Below are 22,899 nucleotides of genomic sequence, written 5' to 3' on the forward strand. Positions count from 1 at the left end.
CCCGCCTTCGGTGATGCCGCCAGTGGCGGTGAGGGTCAGGCCAGTGGCGTCAGTCGAATCGCTGATGGTGGTGACAGCAGGCGTGGTGTCTGGCACCAGGTTCTCAAAGTTGCCGCCAGTGGTACCCGTGATCGCCGTGCTCACGGTGCTGCCATTGACATACACATCGTTAGCCGGGGTATCGACCAGCACAGTACCGCTGGTTTTACCCGCTTCGATAACGATGACCGAGCCGTTGCTCAAGGTCACAGTCATCGGCGTACCCGCCGGATTGGTCAGGGTCGCGGTGTAAGTGATCTGGCCGCCTTCGGTGATGCCGCCGGTAGCGGTCAACGTCAGGCCAGTGGCGTCAGGCGAATCGCTGATAGTAGTGACAGCAGGCGTGGTGTCTGGCACCAGGTTCTCGAAGTTGCCGCCAGTGGTGCCGGTAATGGTGGTGCTAACGGTGCTGCCGTTGATATACACATCGTTGGCCGGGGTATCGACCAGCACAGTACCGCTGGTTTTACCCGCTTCGATAACGATGACCGAGCCGTTGCTCAAGGTCACAGTCATCGGCGTGCCCGCCGGATTGGTCAGGGTCGCGGTGTAAGTGATCTGGCCGCCTTCGGTGATGCCGCCGGTAGCGGTCAAGGTCAGACCGGTAGTGTCAGGCGAATCGGTAATGGTGGTGACCGCCGGAGTAGGGCTAGGCACCAGGTTTTCGAAGTTGCCACCGGTAGCGCCGGTAATGGTGGTAGTGACAGTACTGCCATTGTTGTAGACGTCATTGACCGGAGTATCGATTACCACGGTGCCGGTGGATTTACCGGCTTCGATAGTGATGACCGAGCCGTTGCTCAAGGTCACGGTCACCGGCGTCTGCGCCGGGTTGGTCAAGGTGGCGGTGTAGGTGATCTGGCCGCCTTCGCTGATCGTCGGTTGCGCGGTCAGTGTGACCGTGGTGGTGTCGATGGTGTCGGTGATCTGGGTGACGGCAGGCGTCGGGTCGACGGTCAATACCAGGCCGCCACCACCGGTGGTGCCAGTGACGGTGACGGTAATTTGCGACGGGTCGGTGTAGACGCTGTCGTTCGGGGCCAGGGGAACGTTGACGCTGCCAGTGACCTGGCCGGCAGGGATGACAATGATCGCGCCATTGGACAGGGTAATGGTCAGGTCGCTCAGCGGCGCCTGGGTCACGTTCGCGGTGTAGACCAGTACGCCGCCCGCTTCGGTGATGGTCGGCGTGGCGCTCAGGGTCAGGCTCGAGCCGCGCAGCAGGTTGTCGTTATTGCGGTTGTCCTGGCCGCCGGTGGTGTCTTCCACGGCGGTGACGGCTGAATCGATGCCCGCCGTCGGGAAACCAATGGTCGGGTCAACCCGGCCAGCAGTCGCGTCCAGCATCACAAAGCTGTGACCACCTCCGGCGGCGCCCCCGGTACCTGCGGCGCTTTGGCCGGCGGCAGTGGCTTCCAGTTCGGTGGTCGGGTCGGCGCCCGCGACAATGGCTTGCTGCAGTTCTTCTACCGACGGTGCGGCCTGCGCGGTGGCTTGTGCCAGATCGGTACTGGAGTCCGGAGCGCTGCCGCTCCATTGGCTGTCGCGGCCCAGGTCCAGCAGGCGGCCGTCAGCCAGTTCCAGGGTCACGGCGCCTGCCGGGCCTGTATCCAGCTGGTCGCCTACGAACAGTCGATCACCTTCAACCAAAATGCGTCGGATGCCCTCTGGGGACACCGCGAAAACTTGACCGACAATGCTTTTGACGATGGCAACAACACTGCTCATTAAGGACTCTCCGGTGTTCCGTTCGGTAGGCTTCCATAGACCTGAAAGGGCGTTTTGCCGATTCAGCCTGGACGTACATTAAAAAATAGACGTACAAATGACGCGTTTTTTAGTCAATAATTTGGCTATAACTTTTCGCGATTAACTTAATGCCAAACTATTGACCTTCTTAAGGGCATCCTAAACAATTGCCCCGGTAATGTCACATTGATATTTACGCGGCGACCTGTCCTGCAGCGTGTGATCCAGTTCCTGTTTCGAGCTATCTGACATACGGCCATTTCGGTTGCCATTTTCCGCCGCAGCAGCTTCTTTTGCTGTGATTTGAGACATGAAGTCCTGGGAAATTCTTTTATGCTTTCGCACATGTTCAAGGCTCTACCGTTCGCCCTCGCCGCCAGTTTTGTAAACGCCCAAACCCTGCCTCAAGCCATGCAACAGGCACTGGATGTCCATCCGGAAATCCAGGCCGGCGTGAACAACCGCCTGGCTGCGGATTATCAACTCAGAGCTGCAGAAGGTGGATACCTGCCCAAGGTCGATCTGCTCGGTGGTTATGGTCGCGAAGGCACTGACAGCCCGACCACCCGCGCGGGTACTGGCAGGAACGATTGGGAAACCTTGAGCCGTGGCGAGTCGAGCCTGCGCCTGCAACAAATGGTTTTTGACGGTTTTGCGACGTCCAGCGAAGTAGGGCGTCAACAAGCCACCGTCAATTCCCGTGCCTATTCCTTGCTGGGGACCTCCGAGCGCACCGCGCTGACCGTGGCCCAGGTTTACCTCGATGTGTTGACCCGTCGCGAGTTCGTGCAACTGGCCGAAGACAACCTGCGCAATCACGAACGCATCTTCGATCAGATCAAACTGCGCACCGAGCGCGGTGTTGGCCGTACCGCCGACCGTGACCAGGCAGAGGCGCGCCTGGCCCAGGCCCGCAACAACCTGATCACCGAGCAGACCAACCTGGCCGATGCCCAGACCAATTACCTGAGCGCCGTGGGCCAGTTGCCGGACCAACTGGAGCGTCCTGCGCCGTTCCTGGCAATGCTGCCAGCCGACCTTAATGAAGCGCGCCAGCAGATGCTGGACAACAGCCCTATCCTGCGTTCCGCAGAGTCGGACATCGTTGCCGCCGAGAAGCAGTACGACACCGCCAAGTCGGCGTTCTACCCGCGTTTTGATGCCGAGCTGGGTCGTAGCGCCGACAACGACCTGGACGGCCAGAACGGTCACAGCAATGAATGGCAGGCAATGTTGCGCATGCGCTTCAATCTGTATGCCGGCGGCAGCAACAAGGCTGACCTGGAATCCAAGGCCTACCAGTCCAACCAGGCCCTGGATATCCGCAACAATGCCCTGCGGGTGCTGAACGAGGAGCTGGGCCTGGCCTGGAACGCCTTGAACAACGCCAATGCCCAGGTGCCGATTGCCCAGAAGTATGTCGACTACAGCACCAGCGTGCGCAGTGCCTACCAGCAGCAGTTCAGTCTTGGCGAGCGGACCCTGCTCGACTTGCTCGACAGTGAAAACGAATTGTTCAGCGCTTCCCGCCGCCTGGCGGAAATCAAGAACATTCAGTTATTTACTCAGTATCGAATCAAGGCGACCATGGGCGAGTTGCTCAAGAGCCAGGGAGTGGTCGCACCAATGGCCTCCGTCGTGCAGAACGACGTGAAGCCAAAAGTCCAGCTACCTGGCATGAATTGAGCTTTATTTAATGTTCAATTGATAGCCAAGAGTACCGAGCGTGGAATCAGAAGCCAGTCGAGTTCATCTCAGTCATGATCCACGCGCGATGCACGATGATCCGTTGCTCGACGGATTATTGGCGCTATGCGCCTTGCACCAGAAACCCGCCAGCGCGGCAATGCTGACGACCGGGTTACCATTGCCCAAGCAGCGCCTGAGTGTCGAGTTGCTGCCGCGTGCAGCGGCGCGTGCCGGCCTACAAGGGCGGGTGCTGCAACGCAAGCTGGACAAGATCCCCGCGATTGCCATGCCGGCGCTGTTGCTGCTCAAGGATGACCGCAGTGCGGTCCTCCTGGGCTGGCAGGGCGACGACCAGGCGCGCTTGCTGCTTAGCGAAAGCGACGGTGGCGAAATCTTGGTCAGCCGCGAAATGCTCGCGGACGATTACACCGGGCAGGCGTTCTTCGCCCAGCCCCAGCATAAATTCGATGTGAACCACGGCACGCTGATCCCGCGTGCACGCTCCTGGTTCCGCGACACCCTCAAGCGTTCGCGCTGGCTGTACGCCGACGCCATCGCCGCCAGTTTCCTGATCAACATCATCGCCATGGCCGCGCCGCTGTTTGTGATGAACGTCTACGACCGTGTCGTGCCCAACCAGGCCGAAGCCACCCTGTGGGTGCTGGTCATCGGTATCACCGGCGCCTACCTGTTCGACCTGATCCTCAAGAGCCTGCGCAGCCTGTGCCTGGACCTGGCCGGCAAGAAAACCGACCTGATCATCTCGGCCACCCTGTTCGAGCGGATCGTCGGCATGTCGATGAAATACCGACCGGCCCGGGTCGGCAGCTTTGCGCAGAACATCCATGAGTTCCAGAGCCTGCGCGACTTCCTCGCCTCGCTGACACTCACCAGCCTGATCGACCTGCCGTTCACCCTGCTGATTTTCCTGGTCATCGCCTTGCTGGGCGGACACCTGGTGTGGATTCCGATGCTGGCCTTCCCGATCGCCCTGTTGATCGGCTATGTCTTGCAGAAGCCGCTGCAGGCGACCATGGAACGCACCATGGCCCTGGGCGCAGAGCGCCAGTCGAGCCTGATCGAAACCCTCGCCGGCCTGGACGCAGTCAAGGTCAACAACGCCGAGAGCGAACGCCAGTATCAGTGGGAGCAGACCATCGGCACCCTCAGCCGCCTGGAACTGCGGGTAAAAATGCTCTCCGGGTTGTCGATCAACATCACCTTGCTGATCCAGCAACTGGCCGGGGTGATCATGATCGCCTTCGGTGTGTACCAGATCATCGCCGGCAACCTGAGCATGGGCGGCCTGATCGCTTGCTACATGCTCAGTGGCCGCGCGCTTAGCCCGCTGGCCTCGCTGTCCGGCCTGCTGACCCGCTATCAACAGGCGAAGGTCACCATGGGTTCGGTCGACCACATGATGGAGCTGCCACAAGAGCGCAACTTCGATGAGCGTCCGCTGAGCCGCCGCGTGGTGCAAGGCGCTATCGAGTGCCGTCAGTTGAACTTCACCTACCCGGGGCAGCAGAACCCGGCGTTGAAGAACATCAACCTGGTGATCAAGCCGGGCGAGAAGATCGGCATCATCGGCCGCAGCGGCTCGGGCAAAAGCTCCCTGGCCAAGCTGCTGGTCGGCCTGTACCAGCCAGATGACGGCGCCTTGCTGGTCGATGGCGTGGACATCCGCCAGATCGACGTCAGCGAGCTGCGCCACAACATCGGCTACGTGCCGCAGGACATCCAGCTGTTGGCCGGGACCCTGCGCGACAACCTGGTCTCCGGTGCTCGCTACGTGGAGGACGAGATGGTGCTGCAGGCGGCCGAACTGGCGGGCGTGCATGAATTTGCCCGTCTGCACCCGCAAGGTTACGAGCTGCAAGTGGGCGAGCGTGGGCAAAACCTTTCCGGTGGCCAGCGGCAGAACGTGGCCATGGCCCGTGCGCTGCTGCTCAATCCGCCGATCATGCTGCTCGACGAACCGACCAGCGCCATGGACAACACCGGTGAAGAACGCTTGAAACAACGCCTGCAAGCCGTGATCGAGAACAAGACCGTGTTGCTGGTCACGCACCGCGCCTCACTGCTGTCGCTGGTCGATCGGTTGCTGGTCATCGATCGTGGGCAAATTCTCGCCGACGGTCCAAAAGCCGTGGTCATGGAAGCGTTGAAGAAGGGGCAGATCAGTGTTGCTTAAGTCCGGTATGCGCGACTCGATCCGTCGTTATTTCAAAGGCTCCGACTCACTCGATGGGCAACCCCTGCCCGAGGTCAAGAAGGCGCTGATCGAAGACGCCCCGCGCGTGGTGCGATTGACCATCTGGGGCATCATCGGCTTCTTCGTGTTCATGCTGGTATGGGCCAATTTTGCGGTGATCGACGAGGTCACCCGTGGCGACGGCAAGGCGATTCCCTCGTCCAAGTTGCAGAAGATCCAGAACCTCGAAGGCGGGATCGTGGCCGAGTTGTTCGTTCGCGAAGGGCAGATCGTCGAAGCCGGCGCGCCGCTGATTCGCCTGGACGACACGCGATTTGTGTCCAACGTCGGCGAAACCGAAGCGGATCGGCTGTCGATGCTGCTGCGTGTGGAACGCTTGAGCGCCGAGGTCGATGACCGGCCGCTGGCCTTCCCGGAAGACGTGATGAAAGCCGTGCCGGTGCAAGCTGCCAGCGAAGAGTCCTTGTACATCAGCCGCCGCCAGCAACTGAACGATGAAATCGGCGGCTTGAAGGAGCAACTGATCCAGCGTCAGCAAGAGCTGCGCGAGTTCACCTCCAAACAAGCGCAGTACCGCCAGGCCCTGGGCTTGCAGCGCCAGGAAATCAACATGTCCGAGCCGCTGGTGGCCCAGGGCGCGGTGTCTCCGGTGGAAGTGTTGCGACTCAAGCGGGCGGAAGTCGAAACCCGTGGCCAACTGGATGCCACCACCCTGGCGATCCCCCGTGCCGAGTCGGCGATCAAGGAAGTACAACGCAAGATCGACGAAACCCGCGGTAAATTCCGCAGTGAGGCGCTGACCCAGCTCAACGAAGCGCGCACCGACCTGAACAAGGCCCAGGCAACCGGCAAGGCCCTGGAAGACCGTGTCAGCCGCACCCTGGTGACCTCGCCGGTGCGGGGCATCGTCAAGCAATTGCTGGTCAACACCATCGGTGGCGTGATCCAGCCCGGCAGCGACATGGTGGAAATCGTCCCGCTGGACGACACCCTGCTGGTCGAGGCGAAGATTCGCCCGCAAGACATTGCGTTCCTGCACCCCGGCCAGGAAGCCATCGTCAAGTTCACCGCCTATGACTACACCATCTACGGTGGCCTCAAGGCCAAGCTGGAACAGATCGGTGCCGACACCATCACCGACGAAGACAAGAAAACCACCTACTACATGATCACCCTGCGCACCGACCGCAGCCATCTGGGCACCGATGAAAAGCCCTTGCTGATCATCCCCGGCATGGTGGCCTCGGTGGACATCATCACCGGCAAGAAATCCATCCTCAGCTACCTGCTCAAGCCAATCATCAAGGCCCGGGCCGAGGCGTTGCACGAGCGTTGATGGGAGGTTGTCCTATTCGCAGACCGGCGCCTACAGACAATGTTGCCTGTAGGCGCCGGGTTGTGTGCGAAGGGTGTGTGCCACCGTCGCGGCTTGCGCGACTGTCCTCATCGGTACTTTCTTTAACTCCGGCGCACCCGCGATGAAGAGCTGGAGCTACGTGAAGAGCCAGAATCACCCCTTTGCTCGAATGAACAGTGAGTGTCCATGTTTCTTCAGGGCCCAGATCCATGCCGTGAGGCGGCTTGGTTGTGCGGGTTGCTCCGATCGCAGGGGTGAAGCCGTTTGGTGTTGATCGACCCCTTGTACCAGACGCAAGATGTCGGTCATTGCCCCGCTGTGCTGTCGAGTGCCTATCCCCGCCAGAATCTTTTCCTATCCATCGGACCTTGGGTTTCTGGGCGAAAACAGGGACGCCGGCGCTTAGTATTCCAGTCAGTTCTGCGCTCCTCTCGGGTCTCATCCCGATCGTAATGTTCAATGCGGCATCACTGACATTCGGTAAATTCAAGGCATTGAATGATTTACCCGTTCTTTGAAGGAAAGGAACATGATCAATTGGGCGGGTCCAGGGCATTACCACGCCAGCATCGTCCAGCAGTCCAGCGAACAATCTCAACCAAGAATGCCCGGTCGGATCCGACCGATTCACCGGATCCCCCACGCAGTACATATAGGCATTCAACCCACCCCGACCAAACGGGCTCCAACTGTCCGGACTGTGGAAACGCATCAGTCGCGGGTTGTAGGCGCGGTAGCCGTGACCCAGCAAGTACCAGCCGATCTTCGGTTCGCGCAGTTGACCATTGAAACCCAGGCGCGTGACGATCTTCCGTTGCGCTGACTGCTCACCGTAGATGGAATAAGCGAGGGCGTTAGTCTTGCCATCTGCGATTTCAGCGATGATCGACTGGCTGTTGTCGGATGCCAGCAACACAGTGCGTTGCCAAGTCGGGTCTCGCTGAGCAAAAGGGGAGCATGGGGTCATGAGCGGACCTCTGCTGTGGGTGGGGCCGAGGTGAATGCGGGTTCTTACTGTTACGCGCCGGACCTTGCATGAGATCTGTCAGAGCTGCTAGGGGAGGGCGAAATGCTTCACCTCGGGCAGGGGGCATCAAGTGAGTTGGAGCCTTTGAAGTAACGACGGATCGAGTCAGGGGGAGGGCGTACGGTTGAGGCGGGCCCTCCGCAAGGCCTCCCGGTTTGCTAGATGCCGTGGGTGATGCAGCACATCTTCTCGCGGCATTGCATTCAATCGCTGACGGGATTCCTCCAGGTTTCTGACTTCAGCTGAGGCGAGTGACAGCCTGCCACTGCTAATACTTGATGCGGGGTTAGTACTGGATGCTCGGGTCCAGTCAGAACCTATGCTGGAAAGAGAGCTTTCACTATTTTTGAAGTAGTCTCGTCGCGGATGTGCTTCTCCTCCTTGTAAATGATTCTGCTCTCTTCTTGGATTGTAGCCAGACGGGCCAGCGTACTGTTGTACTGATGAGTGCATATTCGATGAGCTGGGGTTTTGCGCCGGTCGGGTCATAGCAGTTGTCGAGCCAACAAAGTGTTTATCGGTACCCCACCGTGCTGAAGTGTTTATTTCTCCTCCTGGATACAAACCTTCCGACCTATGCACGGGTGCGCCCACCGCAACAGCGGTGCCGATAGTGGCAAGTGCCTTGCCTTCACCCGCTCTTTCCGGCCGCAGTCCACCCAGACTCCGTTCCGCCATGCCTTGTGTGAGTGTGGGGGTATGCGGCCCCGTTCGCTCTGGGCCGCCGAAGAAGAAGTTGAAAGTATTGATCGCAGCCTTCCTCCATGAAAAATGCCCTGTGGGATCCACTCGATTCACCGGATCCCCCACGCAGTACATATAGGCATTCAACCCACCCCGACCAAACGGGCTCCAACTGTCCGGACTGTGGAAACGCATCAGTGTTGGGTTATACGGGCGATAGCCGTTACCCAGGATGTACACGTCGATGCGCCTTTCGCGCAATTGGCCGTTGAAACCCAATGCCGTGGCGACGGGCTCTTGTGCGGACTGCTCGCCGTACGTGGTGTAGGCGATGCGCGTGTGCTTGCCATCTGCGATTTCAGCGATGATCGACTGGTTGCGGTCTGTTGCCAGCAACACAGTGCGTTGTCGAGTGGTATGACGCGGATGATCAGCGCTGGAAGAAGTCATGAGCGGGCCTCTGCAAGGATAAGGTCGAAGTCGGTATTGGTCAGATGTTCTACACGGCTGCTGTGAAGTTTGGAACTAGCAGAACTGCCAGTATGAAATGAGAATGATTGTTCTTTGTCGATGCGATGCGCGACAATCTTCGCCCCCTGTTTCGGCGCCTTTAAAAGGACTTTCCATGCGTCTACTCCTGCTCGGTGCAGCCCTGCTGTGCTCGTTCAACGCGGTGGCGGCATACCCTCCATCCAAAGACACGGCCTATATGCCCAAACCCGCGTATCCGGCGGAACTGGTCGATGTGGTGGGGGATGCGCGCATCAGTCTGAACATTCATAACGATGGCTCCGTCACCGACGTAAAAGTCCTCAGCGCCACCCATGAAGCGTTTGGCGTGGCGGCGCAAGCGGCGGCCGAGCACTGGCGGTTCGAGCCCTGGAAGGTCACGGCGGACGCGCCGGCAGTGGTCGACGCGCAGAACACCATGATCTTCTCGCCCGCGGCTGCCAAGAATCCGTTCCTCGACGCCCAGAGCGTCGTGCACAACATGCTGTTCCAGCCGTGCAGCGCGCTGAACGAGGAGTTGGCGCTGTTCCGCAAGCGCTATCCCAAGCAGCCGTTGAGCAGCGCCCCGACGTTCGCCAAGACCAGTGCCGCGCTGCTGTTGCCGGTGTTCGCCAGCCAGCCCGATTCGCAAAAGGGCATGACGCTCAATCACCAGTTGATCGATGCATTGCCGGATATCGCCCGGCGCTGCCAAGAGCAGCCGGCAAGGATGTACAGCAGTGTGCTGCCCAAAGATCTGCAAAAGGCCTTCGGCATACCCGGGTAGTAAAGGCTGCTAGCATTGCGTCTGACTCAATTCTGATCAGCCATGAGTGCTCAGCATGCAGCTACCGGACATGAACCTGTTGGTCGCCCTCGATGCCCTGCTCGACGAAGGCAGCGTGGTGGGCGCCGCGCGGCGGATGAACCTGAGCCCGGCGGCCATGAGCCGGACCCTGACCCGGGTCCGCGAAGCGCTCGGCGACCCGATCCTGGTGCGTGCCGGACGTGGTCTGGTGCCGACCCCCAAGGCCCTGGAGTTGCGGGCCCAGGTGCGGGACCTGGTCGAGCAGGCAGCGCTGCTGTTCCGCTCGGCCGATGAGGTGGACCTTGGCACCTTGCGCCGGCGGTTCAGCGTGCGCGCCAACGACTTTTTCGTCGGGGTCTATGGCGGTCGCCTGATCGATACCCTGAACCGCCAGGCACCCCACTGCGAGTTGCGGTTTGTGCCGGAGGGCGACGGCGACGACGAAGCGCTGCGCGAAGGGCGGATCGACCTGATGATCAGCAATACCCGCCCGCGCACCCCGGAAGTGAAGGTGCAGAACCTGTTCACCACGCACTTTGTCGGGCTGGTGCGTGAAGGTCATCCGCTGCTGGAGGGTGAGATCACTGCCGAGCGCTACGCCAGTTTTTCCCACATCAGCATGTCCCGGCGAGGGATTGCCCGCGGGCCGATCGATACCGCGCTCAACGCCCTGGGGTTGGAGCGACGGGTGGCGTTGATTGCGCCGAGCTTCCACGCGGCAATGTTTGTGCTGCCCGATTCCGACCTGATTCTGCCGGTGCCCAAGGAAGCCTTGCTCAGCATCTCGCGCCTGGGCTTGCGCCTGCGCTCGTTTACCCTGCCGATCGCGCTGCCGACCCTGATGCTGACTCAGGCCTGGCACCCGCGCTACGACAAAGACCCGGCCCATCGCTGGTTGCGCGAGACGGTGAGGGCCAGTTGTGCCGACACCTGGCGGGCGTCCCAGCCCCCATCGGATACCTGATTGTTGCGTCTGACGCACTTATAAGCTGTCGATAAGTCAGTTTTCGTCAGCTGTCGGTGTTTCTAAACTGCTCCGGTGTTTCTGTTATCCGGAGCTGTTCCTGCCATGACTTCCCTCGCTGTCCCTGCCCCGCTCGAGGCGGCCAGCACCCCCAAGGTCGCGGCGCCGCCGACGTTCGGGCCACGCATCATCATCGGCCTGGTCGGCGTGTTGCTGGCCGTGCTGGTCTCGGGCCTGAATGAAATGGTGACCAAGGTCGCCCTGGCCGATATCCGGGGCGCCATGGCGATCGGTTACGACGAGGGCACCTGGCTCGTCGCCTGTTACGCCGCGACCTCCGTGGCGGCGATGGCATTCGCCCCCTGGTGCTCGGTGACTTTCTCGCTGCGCCGCTTCACCTTGTGTGCCATTGGCCTGTTCACCCTGTTGGGGTTGCTGACCCCCTTCGCGCCCACTTATGAAAGCCTGCTGGTGCTGCGCACCGTGCAAGGCCTGGCCGGTGGTGCCCTGCCGCCGATGTTGATGACCGTCGCCCTGCGGTTCCTGCCGGCCAACGTCAAACTCTACGGCCTGGCCGGTTACGCCCTGACGGCCACCTTCGGCCCTGGCCTGGGCACGCCGCTGGCGGGCCTGTGGACCGAGTATGTGAGCTGGCACTGGACCTTCTGGCAGATCATCGTGCCGAGCCTGCTGGCAATGGCGGCGGTGGCCTACGGTCTGCCACAGGACCCGCTGCGCCTGGAGCGCTTCAAGCAGTTCAACTGGCGTGGCCTGCTGTTGGGTTTTCCGGCGATCTGCATGCTGGTGATCGGCATCCTGCAGGGCAATCGCCTGGACTGGTTCGAGTCGAGCCTGATCTGTTGGCTGCTGGGCGGCGGCCTGCTGTTGCTGGTGCTGTTCCTGTGCAACGAATGGTCGCAGCCGGTGCCGTTTTTCAAGTTGCAGATGCTCGGTATCCGCAACCTTAGCTTCGCCTTGATGACCCTGGCCGGGGTGCTGGTGGTGTTGCTGGCGGTGATCATCATTCCTTCCAGCTACCTGGCGCAGGTGCAGGGTTATCGGCCGATCCAGACCGCGCCGATCATGCTGCTGATGGCCGCCCCGCAGCTCATCGCGCTGCCCTTGGTCGCTGCCCTGTGCAACCTGCGCTGGGTCGATTGCCGCTGGGTGCTGGGGATCGGCCTGAGCATGCTGGCGCTGTCGTGCATCGGCGGCTCGCACCTGACCTCGGTATGGATTCGCGACGACTTCTACGTGCTGCAACTGCTGCAGATTTTCGGCCAGCCGATGTCGGTGCTGCCGTTGCTGATGCTCTCCACCGGCAGCATCAGTCCGCTGGAAGGGCCGTACGCCTCGGCCTGGTTCAACACGGTCAAGGGCCTCTCGGCGGTGCTCGCCACCGGCTTGCTGGAAACCCTGACCACGGTGCGCCTGCATTTCCACTCGACGATGCTGGTCGACAGCCTCGGCAACTCGCCGCTGGTCAGTGGCGATAGCGCAGACCTTGCGCGACGTCTGCACCAGCAGGCCGTGGTGCTGACCTCCTCGGACTTGTACCTGTGCATGGCCGGGATCGCGCTGGCGCTGATCCTGCTGATTTTCTGGCTGCCGACGCGGATGTATCCGCCGCGCGCGCCGACTTGAATGCTGACTGAAACAGAAGGTTTTTATGACGATCTCTAGCAAGCAAAAACTCACCGGTGCCACCGCTGCCGTGTTGGCGGTGGGCGTACTGGTCTACCTGCTGGCCCCCGAAGTATTCGGCAAGAAGCCGCAGCAGAGCACCAACGACGCGTTTGTCAGTGCCGACTTCACCCTGGTGGCGCCGCGCGTGGCCGGATTCATCAAGGAGGTGCTGGTCGAGGACAACCAGCGGGTCCAGGCCGGGCAATTGCTCGCGTTGATCGATGACCGCGACTTTCGCGCCGCCGCGCAAGCCGCCGATGCCGATACGCTGGTGGCCAGGGCGCAACTGCAAAACGCCCGGGCGACCCTCGAACGCCAGGCGTCGGTGATCGCCCAGGCCCAGGCCACGGTGGTGGCCGCCAAGGCGGAGCAGGCCTTCGCCGAGCATGAACTGAACCGCTACAACCACCTGGCGGGTGTCGGCGCCGGCACGGTGCAGAACGCCCAGCAGGCGCGCACTCGGATCGACCAGGCCGGCGCCCGTTTGGCCAATGCCACGGCGGTGCTGGCGGCGGAACGCAAGCAGGTGGAGATCCTCACGGCCCAGCGCGACGCCGCCGAAGGCGGGCTCAAGCGGGCGCAGGCGGCCCAGGAAATGGCCAGCTTCCAGCTCTCCTATACGCGCATCGTCGCCCCCGTGGACGGCATGGTCGGCGAGCGTGCGGTGCGGGTTGGCGCCTACGTCACCCCGGGCAGCAAGATCCTCGCCGTGGTGCCGTTGGCGCAGGCCTATGTGCTGGGCAACTTCCAGGAAACCCAACTGACCGATGTGCAACCGGGGCAGGACGTGGTGGTGCGCGTCGACAGCCTGGGCGGCGAAGCCTTGACCGGCCGGGTCCAGAGCATTGCCCCGGCCACCGGGGTGACCTTTGCCGCCGTCAAGCCGGACAACGCCACCGGCAACTTCACCAAGGTGGTGCAGCGCATTCCGGTGAAAATCATCCTCGACCCGGGCCAGCCCCTGGCCCAGCGGTTGCGTGTCGGCATGTCGGTGGAAGCCAGCATTGACACCACCCACTCACAGAGCAGCGTGCGCGAGGTGACGCAGCGATGAGCCGTGGCACTCCCCACAGACACCTGTTGCTCGCCCTGGGCCTGCTGGCATTGAGCGCTTGTACCCTGGGCCCGGACTTTGTCCGGCCGAAGGCCCCCCAGGTCGAGCAGTGGTCGAAAGCGCAAAAGGCGGCGGCCAGCGAGGCCGTCAGCACGCAAATGGATGAGCGCTGGTGGGAGGTGTTTGCGGACCCGCAACTGTCCGCCCTCAGCCGCCGCGCGTTGACCGACAACCTCGACCTGCAACTGGCCAGCAGTCGCCTGCAACAAAGCCTGGCGGTACGGCAGGTGGTCACGGCCGAGCAGTACCCCAGCACCGCTGCCACGGGTAGTTATGCCCGTAAACGCAACAGCGGCGAAGGACTGAGCGATCCGTCCGGGCGCAACGGTAATTCAGCGTTCAGTTTGTGGGAGGCGGGGTTCTCCGCCTCCTGGGAGCTGGACTTCTGGGGCCGCGTGCGGCGGCAGACCGAAGCCGCCGACGCCACCCTGGAAGTGGCGCAAAACGATCGCCGTGGCGTGCTGCTCTCGGTGCTGGCGCAAACCGCCCAGGACTACATCCAGTTGCGTGGCGTGCAGAGCACCCGCGCGGTCACCGAGCAAAACCTTGAGGTGGCCCGGCATAGCTTGAAGTTGTCGCAACTGCGCCTGGCCGACGGCGTGGCCACCGACCTGGACGTCGCCGAAGCGGCCGCCCAGGTGGCCGCGATCGAGGCGCGCCTGCCGGCGTTGCAGCAGCGCCAGGCGCAACTGATCAACGCCTTGAGCCTGTTGCTGGGCGAGCGGCCGCAGGCGCTGCAGGCCGAGTTGGCGCAGGACGGCCCGGTGCCGCAGACGCCGCGTCAGGTGGCGATCGGCTTGCCGTCGCAACTGGCCGAGCGGCGCCCCGACATCCGCCAGGCCGAGGCCCGCCTGCACGCCGCCACGGCCAGCATCGGCGTGGCCAAGGGCGATTTTTACCCACGCATCACCCTGTCCGGCAACTTCGGCTCCCAGGCCATGCAATTGAGTGATTTTGGCTCCTGGGGCTCACGCCAGTTCGGCATCGGGCCGCAGTTCAGCGTGCCGCTGTTCGATGGCGGTCGCCTGCGCGGCATGCTTGAGTTGCGCGAGGCACAACAACAGGAAGCGGCGCTGGCCTACCAGCAAACCGTGCTGCGCGCCTGGCATGAAATCGACGATCAGCTGACCCGCTACAACGCCAGCCAACTGCGCCGCGACAGCCTCGCCGAAGCGGTACGGCAGAACCAGATCGCCCTGCGCACCGCCCAACAGCAGTACGTCGAAGGGGTGGTGGACTTCGTCAACGTCCTGACCGTGCAAGGCGAGTTGCTGGCGACCCAGGAACAACTGGTGGACAGCGCCACCAGCGTGTCACTGGCCATGGTCGGCCTGTACAAGGCGCTGGGCGGTGGTTGGCAGTCGGTGTATCCGCTGGCGCAGGTCGAGGCTGCCGCACAGGGGCGTGGTTGAGTGCACGCGGGTTGCCCTCAGCCTCTTGAAGACAAATCCGCCATGCCCTTGAGCAACTCGATCGGCAGCGGGAAAACAATGGTCGAACTCTTGTCCCCGGCAATCGAACTCAGGGTCTGCATGTAGCGCAACTGCATGGCACCCGGCTGGCGGCCGAGCATTTCGGCGGCCTGCATGAGTTTTTCCGAGGCCTGCAGTTCGCCTTCGGCGTGGATCACCTTGGCCCGGCGCTCCCGCTCGGCTTCGGCCTGCTTGGCGATGGCGCGGATCATCGATTCGTTGAGGTCGACGTGCTTGATCTCGACATTGGCCACCTTGATGCCCCAGGCATCGGTTTGCGCGTCCAGTACCTGCTGGATGTCGACGTTCAAGCGCTCGCGCTCGGCCAGCAACTCGTCCAGCTCATGCTTGCCCAGCACCGCGCGCAAGGTGGTCTGGGCCAGTTGGCTGGTGGCCATGAGGAAGTCTTCGACCTGGATGATGGCTTTCTGTGGGTCGAGCACACGAAAGTACAGGACCGCGTTGACCTTCACCGAGACGTTGTCCCGGGTGATCACATCTTGCGCGGGCACATCGAGCACCACGGTGCGCAGGTCCACGCGGACCATCTGCTGCACCACCGGAATCAGCAGGATCAGCCCCGGCCCCTTGACCTGCCAGAAGCGTCCCAGCTGGAACACTACCCCGCGTTCGTATTCACGCAGGATGCGAAAAGTCGACCCCGCCAATGCAATCAGTAGCACCAGCAGCGCGGCAAAACCCAGTTGCAGGCCCATGGTCATTCTCCCTGCGGCGCGGCGTCAGTCGCGGCCACTTCCAGCATCAGCCCCTTGCGCGCCACCACCTGTACCCTCTGCCCCGGTTGCAGCGGCGTCGTGCTGCGCACCTGCCAGCGCTCGCCCTGCAGATGGACCCAGCCGTGGTAGACGCTGCCGGGCTGCAGGGCAAGCACCTGGGTGATGCTGCCAAACAGTTCGGTATCGCCGCTGATCGTGTGCCGCGGTCGGGTTTTCAGGGCGTGGATCAGCAAGGTAAGCAATAGCAGGGCGCTGACCAGTGCCAGGCCGACGAGCAGTGGCGTCGGCACATCGTTGTTGCCCAGCATCACCGCGCCGATGACGAACATCAGGATGCCGCCCAGGCCGATCACACCGTAATTGGGCAGCAGGGCTTCGGCCACCAGAAAGGCGATGCCGAACATCATCAGCCAGACCGCGAACGGGTTGGTCGCCAGCAGCATGACCGTGTCCGCCGCGAACACTGAAGCGCTCACACCCGACAACAGCACAACCGCACACGCGCCACCGATGTTCACTTGACCCTCCGGGAGAGTCGTCCGCTCGTGAGCCACACTCAGGCCCTGTCTACAGTCTAGTTGAGCTTGGGGTTGAACGAAATTTGATCAGTGCAGGTCGACTGTTCCAGTGGGCAGATTTTCCTTCGCCACCTGGTAGCCGACCTAGACTTTGAGGTGACAGCAGAAGGTTTAACCATGGTCCGCCAGCCTGGGCTGCGGACACCGAGGTGCATCATGCGTATGGCAAGAACCGTACAGCGCAGCCTGGAAGAGGCGCGCTGTGAATTTGACGTGGTGGCTCACCCGCATTCGGCCAGCAGCCTGGAAACCGCCCGGGTCTCGGGGATTCCGGCCGAGCGCGTGGCCAAGTCAGTGATCCTCGACGACCACCATGGGCACTATCTGATGGCGGTATTGCCGGCCAGCCGCCACCTGGACCTGAGCAAAGTGCGTGGCAGCGGCGAATGGCAGGTGACCCGCGAAAGTACCCTGGCTCACCTGTTCAACGATTGTGAGCGCGGCGCCGTGCCGGCCCTGGGCGAATCCTACGGCCTGGACATGGTCATCGACCCTTTGTTGACTCGCCAGAAAGAGATCTACGTTGAAGCCGGCAACCACAACAACCTGCTGCACATGAGCATGGAGCAGTACCTGAAAATGGTGCCCCATGCGCAAATCTGCGAACTGAGCCATTAACCCCTTTCACCAGGAGAGTCCCCATGGAAGCACCGACCCACAGCCTGCCCAACCTGTTCAAGCAACTTGGCCTGGCGCATGACGCCGAGAGCATCGACAAATTCATCGCCACCCATTCCCCGCTCAAGCCCGAACTGCACCTGGCCGACGCGTTTTTCTGGAGCAAAAGCCAGGCGCAGTTCCTGCGCGAAGAAATTCGCGAGGACGCCGACTGGGCAGAAGTGGTTGACCAGTTGAATGTGCTGTTGCGCAAAGGCCGCGGGGTATAGCCCTGTAGCAGCTGCCGAGCCCGCGAAGCCGTCGCAGAAGTCGACTAAGGTGTAGCTACAAACAAAGCGAGGTTTGAGGGCTCGCGAGGACGTTGTCCTCGGACGCCGCCTCGCGGGCTCGGCAGCTGCTACAGGCGAACGCAAAGGTGAGGGTGAGGGGGGGCGCCGGACGAGTGAATTCGCTGCCGATCAGCAAATTGTTTCAAAACTTGACTGGATTTCCCTTCCGGTGCGATATTGATAGTTAGCAAACTAACAGTGTGCGAATGCTCCCGTGCCCCAGACCCTCGACGCCCTTCAAATGAACATCAGCAGTGCCATGGTGGTGGCCGCGCGGCATTGGCGAAAAATCTGCCAGACCACGCTGGTCAACTTTGGTATCTCCGAAGCCTGTGCAGTCCCGTTGCTGATGATCGGGCGCCTGGGTGAGGGCGTGCGCCAGGTGACCGTGGCCCAGGCCGCGGGGATGGAGAGTCCTTCGCTGGTGCGCCTGCTCGATCAGTTGTGCCATGCCGGGTATGTCTGCCGGACCGAAGATGCCTACGACCGGCGCGCCAAATGCCTGAGCCTGACCGATGCCGGTCGCGAGCTGGTGCAGGCAGTGGAGGTGGAGTTGGTGCGCCTGCGCCGCGAGGTGCTCGAAGGGATCGATGCGGCGGACCTGGAAGCGGCGCTGCGGGTGATTCGCGCGTTCGAGACCGCCGAGCAGGCCGCGGTGAGCCCATCTTGAGCGGATTTTTTTCTGGCATGCCGCCAGCTCGCGACTGGTTCTACGGGGTACGGACGTTCTCGGCGTCGATGATTGCGCTGTACATCGCCATGCTCATGCAGATGCCTCGGCCGTACTGGGCGATGGCCACGGTCTACATCGTTTCCAGCCCGTTTGTCGGGCCTACCAGCTCCAAGGCCCTGTACCGTGCCATCGGTACCTTTACCGGCGCGGCGGCGGCCTTGCTGTTCGTGCCGATGTTTGTGCAGAGCCCCTATGTGCTGGTGGTGGTCATTGCGTTGTGGACCGGCACCCTGTTGTTCCTCTCCATGCACCTGCGTACCGCCAACAGCTACGCGCTGATGCTCGCCGGTTACACCTTGCCGCTGATCGCCCTGCCGGTGGTGGATAACCCGCTGGCGGTGTGGGATGTGGCAGAGGCGCGTACCGAGGAAATCTTTCTCGGCATTGTCTGCGCGGCGGTGGTGGGCAGTCTGTTCTGGCCCCGGCGCCTGGCCCCGGTGTTCGATGACGCGGTGAGCAAGTGGTTCGGTAGCGCCGTGACCTACAGCCAGCGCTTCCTCAGCCGTGAGGTCGAGCCTGGGGAAATCAGCGCGCTGCAGGCTTCGATGGTGGCCACCTTCAATTCCCTGGAGCTGATGATCGGCCAACTGCCCCATGAAGGGTCCCGGCCGCAAACCGTGCGCAACATCAAGGAACTGCGCGGGCGAATGATCCACCTGCTGCCGGTGATCGATGCCCTGGACGATGCGCTGTACGCCTTGCAGCGACGTACCCCGGAGTGGGTCGAGCGGTTTACGCCGATCCTCACCGCATCCCTGCAATGGCTCCAATACAGCGATGCCTCGGTCGAGCGCTGGGAGGCCTTGCGCGCGCAACTGCAGGCCATGCAACCCAACGCCGAAGCCCTGGATGATCGCAAGCAACTGCTGTTTTCCAATGCGCTGTACCGCCTGGGCGAGTGGATCGACCTGTGGCAGGACCTGCGCAGCCTGCAATACGCGATTCACACCGACAACCAGGACAACTGGCGGGCGGTTTACCGGCACTGGCGTCTCGGTCGCCTGACGCCCTTCCTCGACCGGGGGCTGATGCTGTACTCGGCGACCTCCACCGTGCTGGCGATCATCGTGGCCTCGGTGCTGTGGATTGCGCTGGGCTGGCCCGACGGCGGCAGCGCGGTGATCCTCGCGGCGGTGGCGTGCAGCTTCTTTGCGGCGATGGACGACCCGGCGCCACAGATCTACCGGTTCTTTTTCTGGACCGCATTGTCAGTGGTGTTCGCCAGCCTCTACCTGTTCCTGATCCTGCCCAACCTGCATGACTTCCCGATGCTGGTGCTGGCGTTCGCCGTGCCCTACATCGTCGTCGGTACCCTGACGGTGCAGCCGGCGTTTTACCTGGGCATGCTGCTGACCATCGTCAACACCTCGTCGTTCATCAGCCTGCAAGGCGCCTACGACGCGGACTTCCTGAGCTTCGTCAACTCCAACCTGGCCGGCCCCATCGGCTTGTTGTTTGCCTTTGTCTGGACCCTGGTGGCGCGGCCATTCGGTTCGGAGCTGGCGGCCAAGCGCCTGACCCGCTTCAGTTGGCACGACATCGTCGGCATGACGGAGCCGGCCAACCTGGCCGAAAGCCGCAAGCTGGGGGTGCAAATGCTCGACCGCCTGATGCAGCACCTGCCACGCCTGGCCATCACCGGCCAGGACACCGGCATCGCCCTGCGCGAAGTGCGGGTGGGGCTCAATCTGCTGGACATCCTGGCCTACGCGCCACGGGTGCTGGGAGTGCCCAATGTGCTGTTGCGTCAGGTGGTGGCTGAAGTCGGCGAGTACTTCAAGGCGTGCCTGAAGGCCGGCGAACGCTTGCCGGCGCCCGCCTCGTTGCAGATGACCATGGACCGCGCCCGGCGCGCGCTCAATGGCCAGGGCCTGCAAGGCGACGATGACACCCGCCTGAACCTGTTGCATGCCCTCAGTGGCTTGCGCCTGGCGCTGCTGCCGGGCGTGGAATTCCTCGGCGCGGGCGAGCAGGAAGAACCGCTACCCCATGGCATTGATGGAGCGCCTCTATGATCGGTGACCTGGACGTCAGCGGGGTATTCCTGCCCACCCTGCTGGTGCTGATGGGCATTACCTATGTGTTGTACCTGCTGGTGCACGGGGTGCTGACGCGCCTGCACTTTTATCGCCTGGTCTGGCACCGGGCGTTGTTCAACGTGGGTCTGTACGCCTTGCTGCTCGGCGCCGTGGATTCACTCAGTCGATACCTGATGACATGAAAAAACCTTTTTTGACCCTCGGCCGTGTGGTGTTGACGCTGCTGATCGTGACGCTGGCCGCGTTCGTGGTGTGGCGCATGGTGGCGTACTACATGTTTGCCCCATGGACCCGTGACGGCCACATTCGCGCCGACATCGTGCAGATCGCCCCGGACGTTTCCGGGCTGATCCAGCAGGTCGACGTGCGCGACAACCAGCCGGTCAAGCGCGGCCAGGTGTTGTTCGCCATTGATCCGGACCGCTTCAAGCTGGCGCTGCGCCAGGCCAAGGCGGCTGTTGCCGACCGTCAGGAAACCCTGGCCCAGGCCCAGCGCGAAGCCAAGCGCAACCGCGGCCTGGGCAACCTGGTGCCGGCTGAGCAACTGGAAGAAAGCCAGTCGCGCGTGGCCCGTGCCGAGGTGGCGCTGATGGAGGCCCAGGTCGCGGTGGACAGTGCCCAGCTCAACCTCGACCGCTCGGTGATCCGCAGCCCCGTCGACGGTTACGTCAACGACCGCGCGCCACGGGTGCAGGAGTTCGTCACGGCCGGGCGCCCGGTGTTGTCGGTGGTCGACGGCAACTCGTTCCACATCGACGGTTATTTTGAAGAGACCAAGTTGGGTGGCATTCATGTTGGCCAGCGCGTCGACATCCGGGTGATCGGTGACAACGCGCGCCTGCGTGGGCACGTCGAAAGCATCGTCGCCGGGATCGAGGACCGCGACCGCAGCAGCGGCGCCAACCTGCTGCCCAACGTCAACCCGGCGTTCAGCTGGGTGCGGCTGGCCCAGCGGATTCCCGTGCGCATTGCCTTTGACGAGGTGCCAGAGGACTTCCGCATGATCGCCGGGCGTACCGCCACCGTGTCGATCATCGCCGACCAGCCCGCCCAGGAGCCGGCCCAATGAAGGCGGCTGGCGGATTGGTCACGGTGGGCCTGGGCCTGCTGCTGTCGGCCTGCCAGGTGGTTGGCCCGGATTACCAGGTGCCCAAGGACGCGGCGGTGCAGCGTGCGGACTTGCAGGGCGAGCTGCCGATCGATGCTCACAACGTGGTGTCGGCGCCCGTACCGGCGGATTGGTGGCGCCTGTACCGGGACCCGCGCCTGGATCAGTTGGTGCAACAGGCCATGGCCTCCAACACCGACTTGCGGGTGGCGGCGGCCAACCTGTCCCGTGCCCGTACGCAAGTCGAGCAGGCCGAATCGGCCGGTGGCTGGAGTGGCGGGGTCAAGCTTGGCGCCCAACGCTTGCAGGAATCCGGGGAAGCTTTCCTGTTGCCGGAAAAAGTCCCGGTGGCCAACGTCGGTGACGTGGCCTTGACCACGTCCTATCAGTTCGATCTGTTCGGCACCTTGCAGCGCGGTATCGAAGCGGCCAAGGCCAATGCCGATGCTACCCAGGCGGCGGCCGATACGGCGCGCATCACCGTGGTCGCCGCTGTGGTGCGTGCCTACACCCAGGTGTGCGCGGCCAACGAAGAGCGCGAGATCGCCGAGCATTCCCTCGAGCTGCAAAGCCAGAGCACCCAGTTGATCCAGCGCCTGCGCGATGCCGGGCGCGGCGACGAAACCCAGGTCACCCGCTCGTTGACCCAGTTCAAGTCCTTGCGCGCGGAAATGCCGCGCTATGAAGCGGCGCGCCAGGCCGGATTGTTCCGCCTGTCGATGCTGCTGGCCAAGCCGGTGGACCAGTTGCCGGCCGGCACTGCCAGTTGCCATGAACTGCCCAGGATCGCCCAACTGCTGCCGGTGGGCGACGGTGCCACCCTGCTCAAGCGGCGGCCGGACGTGCGCCAGGCCGAGCGCCGGCTGGCGGCGGCGACCGCGGAGATTGGCGTGGCCACCGGTCAGTTGTACCCGGACATCAGCATCGGGGCGACCGTCGGCACCGTCGGCATCCTCGATCACCTGGGCGAGTCCCAGACCAATCGCTGGGGCTTCGGCCCGTTGCTGACCTGGAGCGTGCCGACCAACGGTGCCCGGGCACGGGTGCATGAGGCCGAAGCGGTGAGCCAGGGGGCACTGGCGCACTTCGACGGCGTGGTGCTCAACGCCATTCGCGAAACCCAGACCGGCCTCACGCAGTACGCTGCGCTGTTGCAGCGCCGCGATGCCCTGGCCGACGCCGAGCAGTCGGCGCAAGTGGCGGCCGACCAGACACACCGCTTCTTCCAGGCCGGTCGGGCATCGTTCCTCGCCGACCTGCAAGCCACCCGCACCTACACCGACGTACGGGCGCAAGTGGCCCTGGCCAACACCCAGGTTGCCATGAGCCAGATCGATCTGTTCCTGGCCCTGGGCGGCGGCTGGGAAAGCGGACGAACGCAAGCGGCAAAACCGACGAAACCCTGAGGCCGTTGCTATGCTTTGACATGTCGGATCCACGCGGGCGGGTCCGGTGATCAAGGCT

The 22,899-nt window shown here is 62.7% G+C and carries 20 protein-coding genes; 15 read left to right on the plus strand and 5 right to left on the minus strand.

The window, feature by feature from the left end; all coding sequences use genetic code 11:
- On the minus strand, positions 1-1,767 hold a 1,767-nt coding region (locus tag H7995_RS07620; RefSeq protein ID WP_185818194.1), incomplete at its 3' end, for a retention module-containing protein.
- A 354-nt stretch (positions 1,768-2,121) separates the two neighbouring features.
- Between H7995_RS07620 and H7995_RS07625 the strand changes: the two genes are divergently transcribed.
- Genes H7995_RS07625 through H7995_RS07635 form a run of 3 tightly spaced genes read left to right on the plus strand, consistent with a single transcriptional unit; the run spans position 2,122 to position 7,028 of the window.
- Complete coding sequence (locus H7995_RS07625; protein ID WP_166592251.1) at positions 2,122-3,474, plus strand: TolC family outer membrane protein; 1,353 nt, start codon at positions 2,122-2,124, stop codon at positions 3,472-3,474.
- A gap of 40 nt (positions 3,475-3,514) precedes the next feature.
- The gene (locus H7995_RS07630) at positions 3,515-5,671 is read left to right on the plus strand and encodes a type I secretion system permease/ATPase (RefSeq protein WP_166592250.1); all 2,157 of its coding nucleotides are present in this window, start codon (positions 3,515-3,517) and stop codon (positions 5,669-5,671) included.
- The gene (locus H7995_RS07635) at positions 5,661-7,028 is read left to right on the plus strand and encodes an HlyD family type I secretion periplasmic adaptor subunit (protein ID WP_166592249.1); all 1,368 of its coding nucleotides are present in this window, start codon (positions 5,661-5,663) and stop codon (positions 7,026-7,028) included. Before H7995_RS07630 ends, H7995_RS07635 begins: the two co-directional genes overlap by 11 nt.
- Here the strand turns inward: H7995_RS07635 and H7995_RS07640 are convergent.
- Both H7995_RS07640 and H7995_RS07645 read right to left on the minus strand, forming a co-directional pair.
- Positions 6,994-8,016, minus strand: a complete 1,023-nt coding sequence (locus H7995_RS07640) for an RHS repeat-associated core domain-containing protein (RefSeq protein WP_185818195.1) — start codon at positions 8,014-8,016, stop codon at positions 6,994-6,996. The two genes, H7995_RS07635 and H7995_RS07640, sit on opposite strands and share 35 nt — an antisense overlap.
- A gap of 165 nt (positions 8,017-8,181) precedes the next feature.
- Positions 8,182-9,210: an RHS repeat-associated core domain-containing protein gene (locus H7995_RS07645; RefSeq protein WP_182343000.1), complete on the minus strand. Its 1,029-nt coding sequence runs from the start codon at positions 9,208-9,210 to the stop codon at positions 8,182-8,184.
- 175 nt (positions 9,211-9,385) lie between these two features.
- Between H7995_RS07645 and H7995_RS07650 the strand changes: the two genes are divergently transcribed.
- The 5 genes from H7995_RS07650 (at position 9,386) to H7995_RS07670 (ending at position 15,233) form a co-directional block, all read left to right on the plus strand.
- Positions 9,386-10,036: a TonB family protein gene (locus H7995_RS07650; RefSeq protein ID WP_166592247.1), complete on the plus strand. Its 651-nt coding sequence runs from the start codon at positions 9,386-9,388 to the stop codon at positions 10,034-10,036.
- A 55-nt stretch (positions 10,037-10,091) separates the two neighbouring features.
- Positions 10,092-11,021: a LysR family transcriptional regulator gene (locus tag H7995_RS07655; RefSeq protein WP_182343002.1), complete on the plus strand. Its 930-nt coding sequence runs from the start codon at positions 10,092-10,094 to the stop codon at positions 11,019-11,021.
- A gap of 105 nt (positions 11,022-11,126) precedes the next feature.
- On the plus strand, positions 11,127-12,665 hold the full coding sequence (locus tag H7995_RS07660) for an MFS transporter (protein ID WP_185818196.1): 1,539 nt from the start codon (positions 11,127-11,129) through the stop codon (positions 12,663-12,665).
- Positions 12,666-12,690: 25 nt separating this feature from the next.
- A complete protein-coding gene (locus H7995_RS07665; RefSeq protein WP_185818197.1) occupies positions 12,691-13,761 on the plus strand; it encodes an HlyD family secretion protein in 1,071 nt (356 codons plus the stop codon).
- A complete protein-coding gene (locus H7995_RS07670; protein ID WP_182343007.1) occupies positions 13,758-15,233 on the plus strand; it encodes an efflux transporter outer membrane subunit in 1,476 nt (491 codons plus the stop codon). Before H7995_RS07665 ends, H7995_RS07670 begins: the two co-directional genes overlap by 4 nt.
- A gap of 17 nt (positions 15,234-15,250) precedes the next feature.
- Here H7995_RS07670 and H7995_RS07675 read toward each other — a convergent pair whose 3' ends face one another.
- Positions 15,251-16,009: a slipin family protein gene (locus H7995_RS07675; RefSeq protein WP_159993048.1), complete on the minus strand. Its 759-nt coding sequence runs from the start codon at positions 16,007-16,009 to the stop codon at positions 15,251-15,253.
- Positions 16,010-16,011: 2 nt separating this feature from the next.
- Positions 16,012-16,548, minus strand: a complete 537-nt coding sequence (locus H7995_RS07680) for an NfeD family protein (RefSeq protein WP_232534573.1) — start codon at positions 16,546-16,548, stop codon at positions 16,012-16,014.
- A 216-nt stretch (positions 16,549-16,764) separates the two neighbouring features.
- Between H7995_RS07680 and H7995_RS07685 the strand changes: the two genes are divergently transcribed.
- The 7 genes from H7995_RS07685 (at position 16,765) to H7995_RS07715 (ending at position 22,841) form a co-directional block, all read left to right on the plus strand.
- Positions 16,765-17,226: an aminoacyl-tRNA deacylase gene (locus H7995_RS07685; RefSeq protein ID WP_166592242.1), complete on the plus strand. Its 462-nt coding sequence runs from the start codon at positions 16,765-16,767 to the stop codon at positions 17,224-17,226.
- Between the two features lie 23 nt (positions 17,227-17,249).
- Positions 17,250-17,495, plus strand: coding sequence for a DUF2789 domain-containing protein (locus H7995_RS07690; protein ID WP_166592241.1), 246 nt, complete (start codon positions 17,250-17,252; stop codon positions 17,493-17,495).
- Between the two features lie 301 nt (positions 17,496-17,796).
- A complete protein-coding gene (locus H7995_RS07695) occupies positions 17,797-18,225 on the plus strand; it encodes a MarR family winged helix-turn-helix transcriptional regulator (RefSeq protein ID WP_185818246.1) in 429 nt (142 codons plus the stop codon).
- Positions 18,222-20,303, plus strand: coding sequence for an FUSC family protein (locus H7995_RS07700; RefSeq protein ID WP_185818198.1), 2,082 nt, complete (start codon positions 18,222-18,224; stop codon positions 20,301-20,303). Before H7995_RS07695 ends, H7995_RS07700 begins: the two co-directional genes overlap by 4 nt.
- On the plus strand, positions 20,300-20,509 hold the full coding sequence (locus H7995_RS07705; RefSeq protein WP_093426042.1) for a DUF1656 domain-containing protein: 210 nt from the start codon (positions 20,300-20,302) through the stop codon (positions 20,507-20,509). The genes H7995_RS07700 and H7995_RS07705 overlap by 4 nt, the downstream gene beginning before the upstream one ends.
- Positions 20,506-21,396 (plus strand): efflux RND transporter periplasmic adaptor subunit, encoded by an 891-nt coding sequence (locus H7995_RS07710; RefSeq protein WP_166592238.1) that lies wholly within the window; start codon positions 20,506-20,508, stop codon positions 21,394-21,396. The genes H7995_RS07705 and H7995_RS07710 overlap by 4 nt, the downstream gene beginning before the upstream one ends.
- Positions 21,393-22,841, plus strand: a complete 1,449-nt coding sequence (locus H7995_RS07715; protein ID WP_185818199.1) for an efflux transporter outer membrane subunit — start codon at positions 21,393-21,395, stop codon at positions 22,839-22,841. Before H7995_RS07710 ends, H7995_RS07715 begins: the two co-directional genes overlap by 4 nt.
- The last annotated feature ends 58 nt before the right edge of the window (positions 22,842-22,899 follow it).

Origin of the sequence: Pseudomonas kielensis, from assembly GCF_014236655.1 — a bacterium.
In the GTDB taxonomy this organism is placed as follows: domain Bacteria; phylum Pseudomonadota; class Gammaproteobacteria; order Pseudomonadales; family Pseudomonadaceae; genus Aquipseudomonas; species Aquipseudomonas kielensis.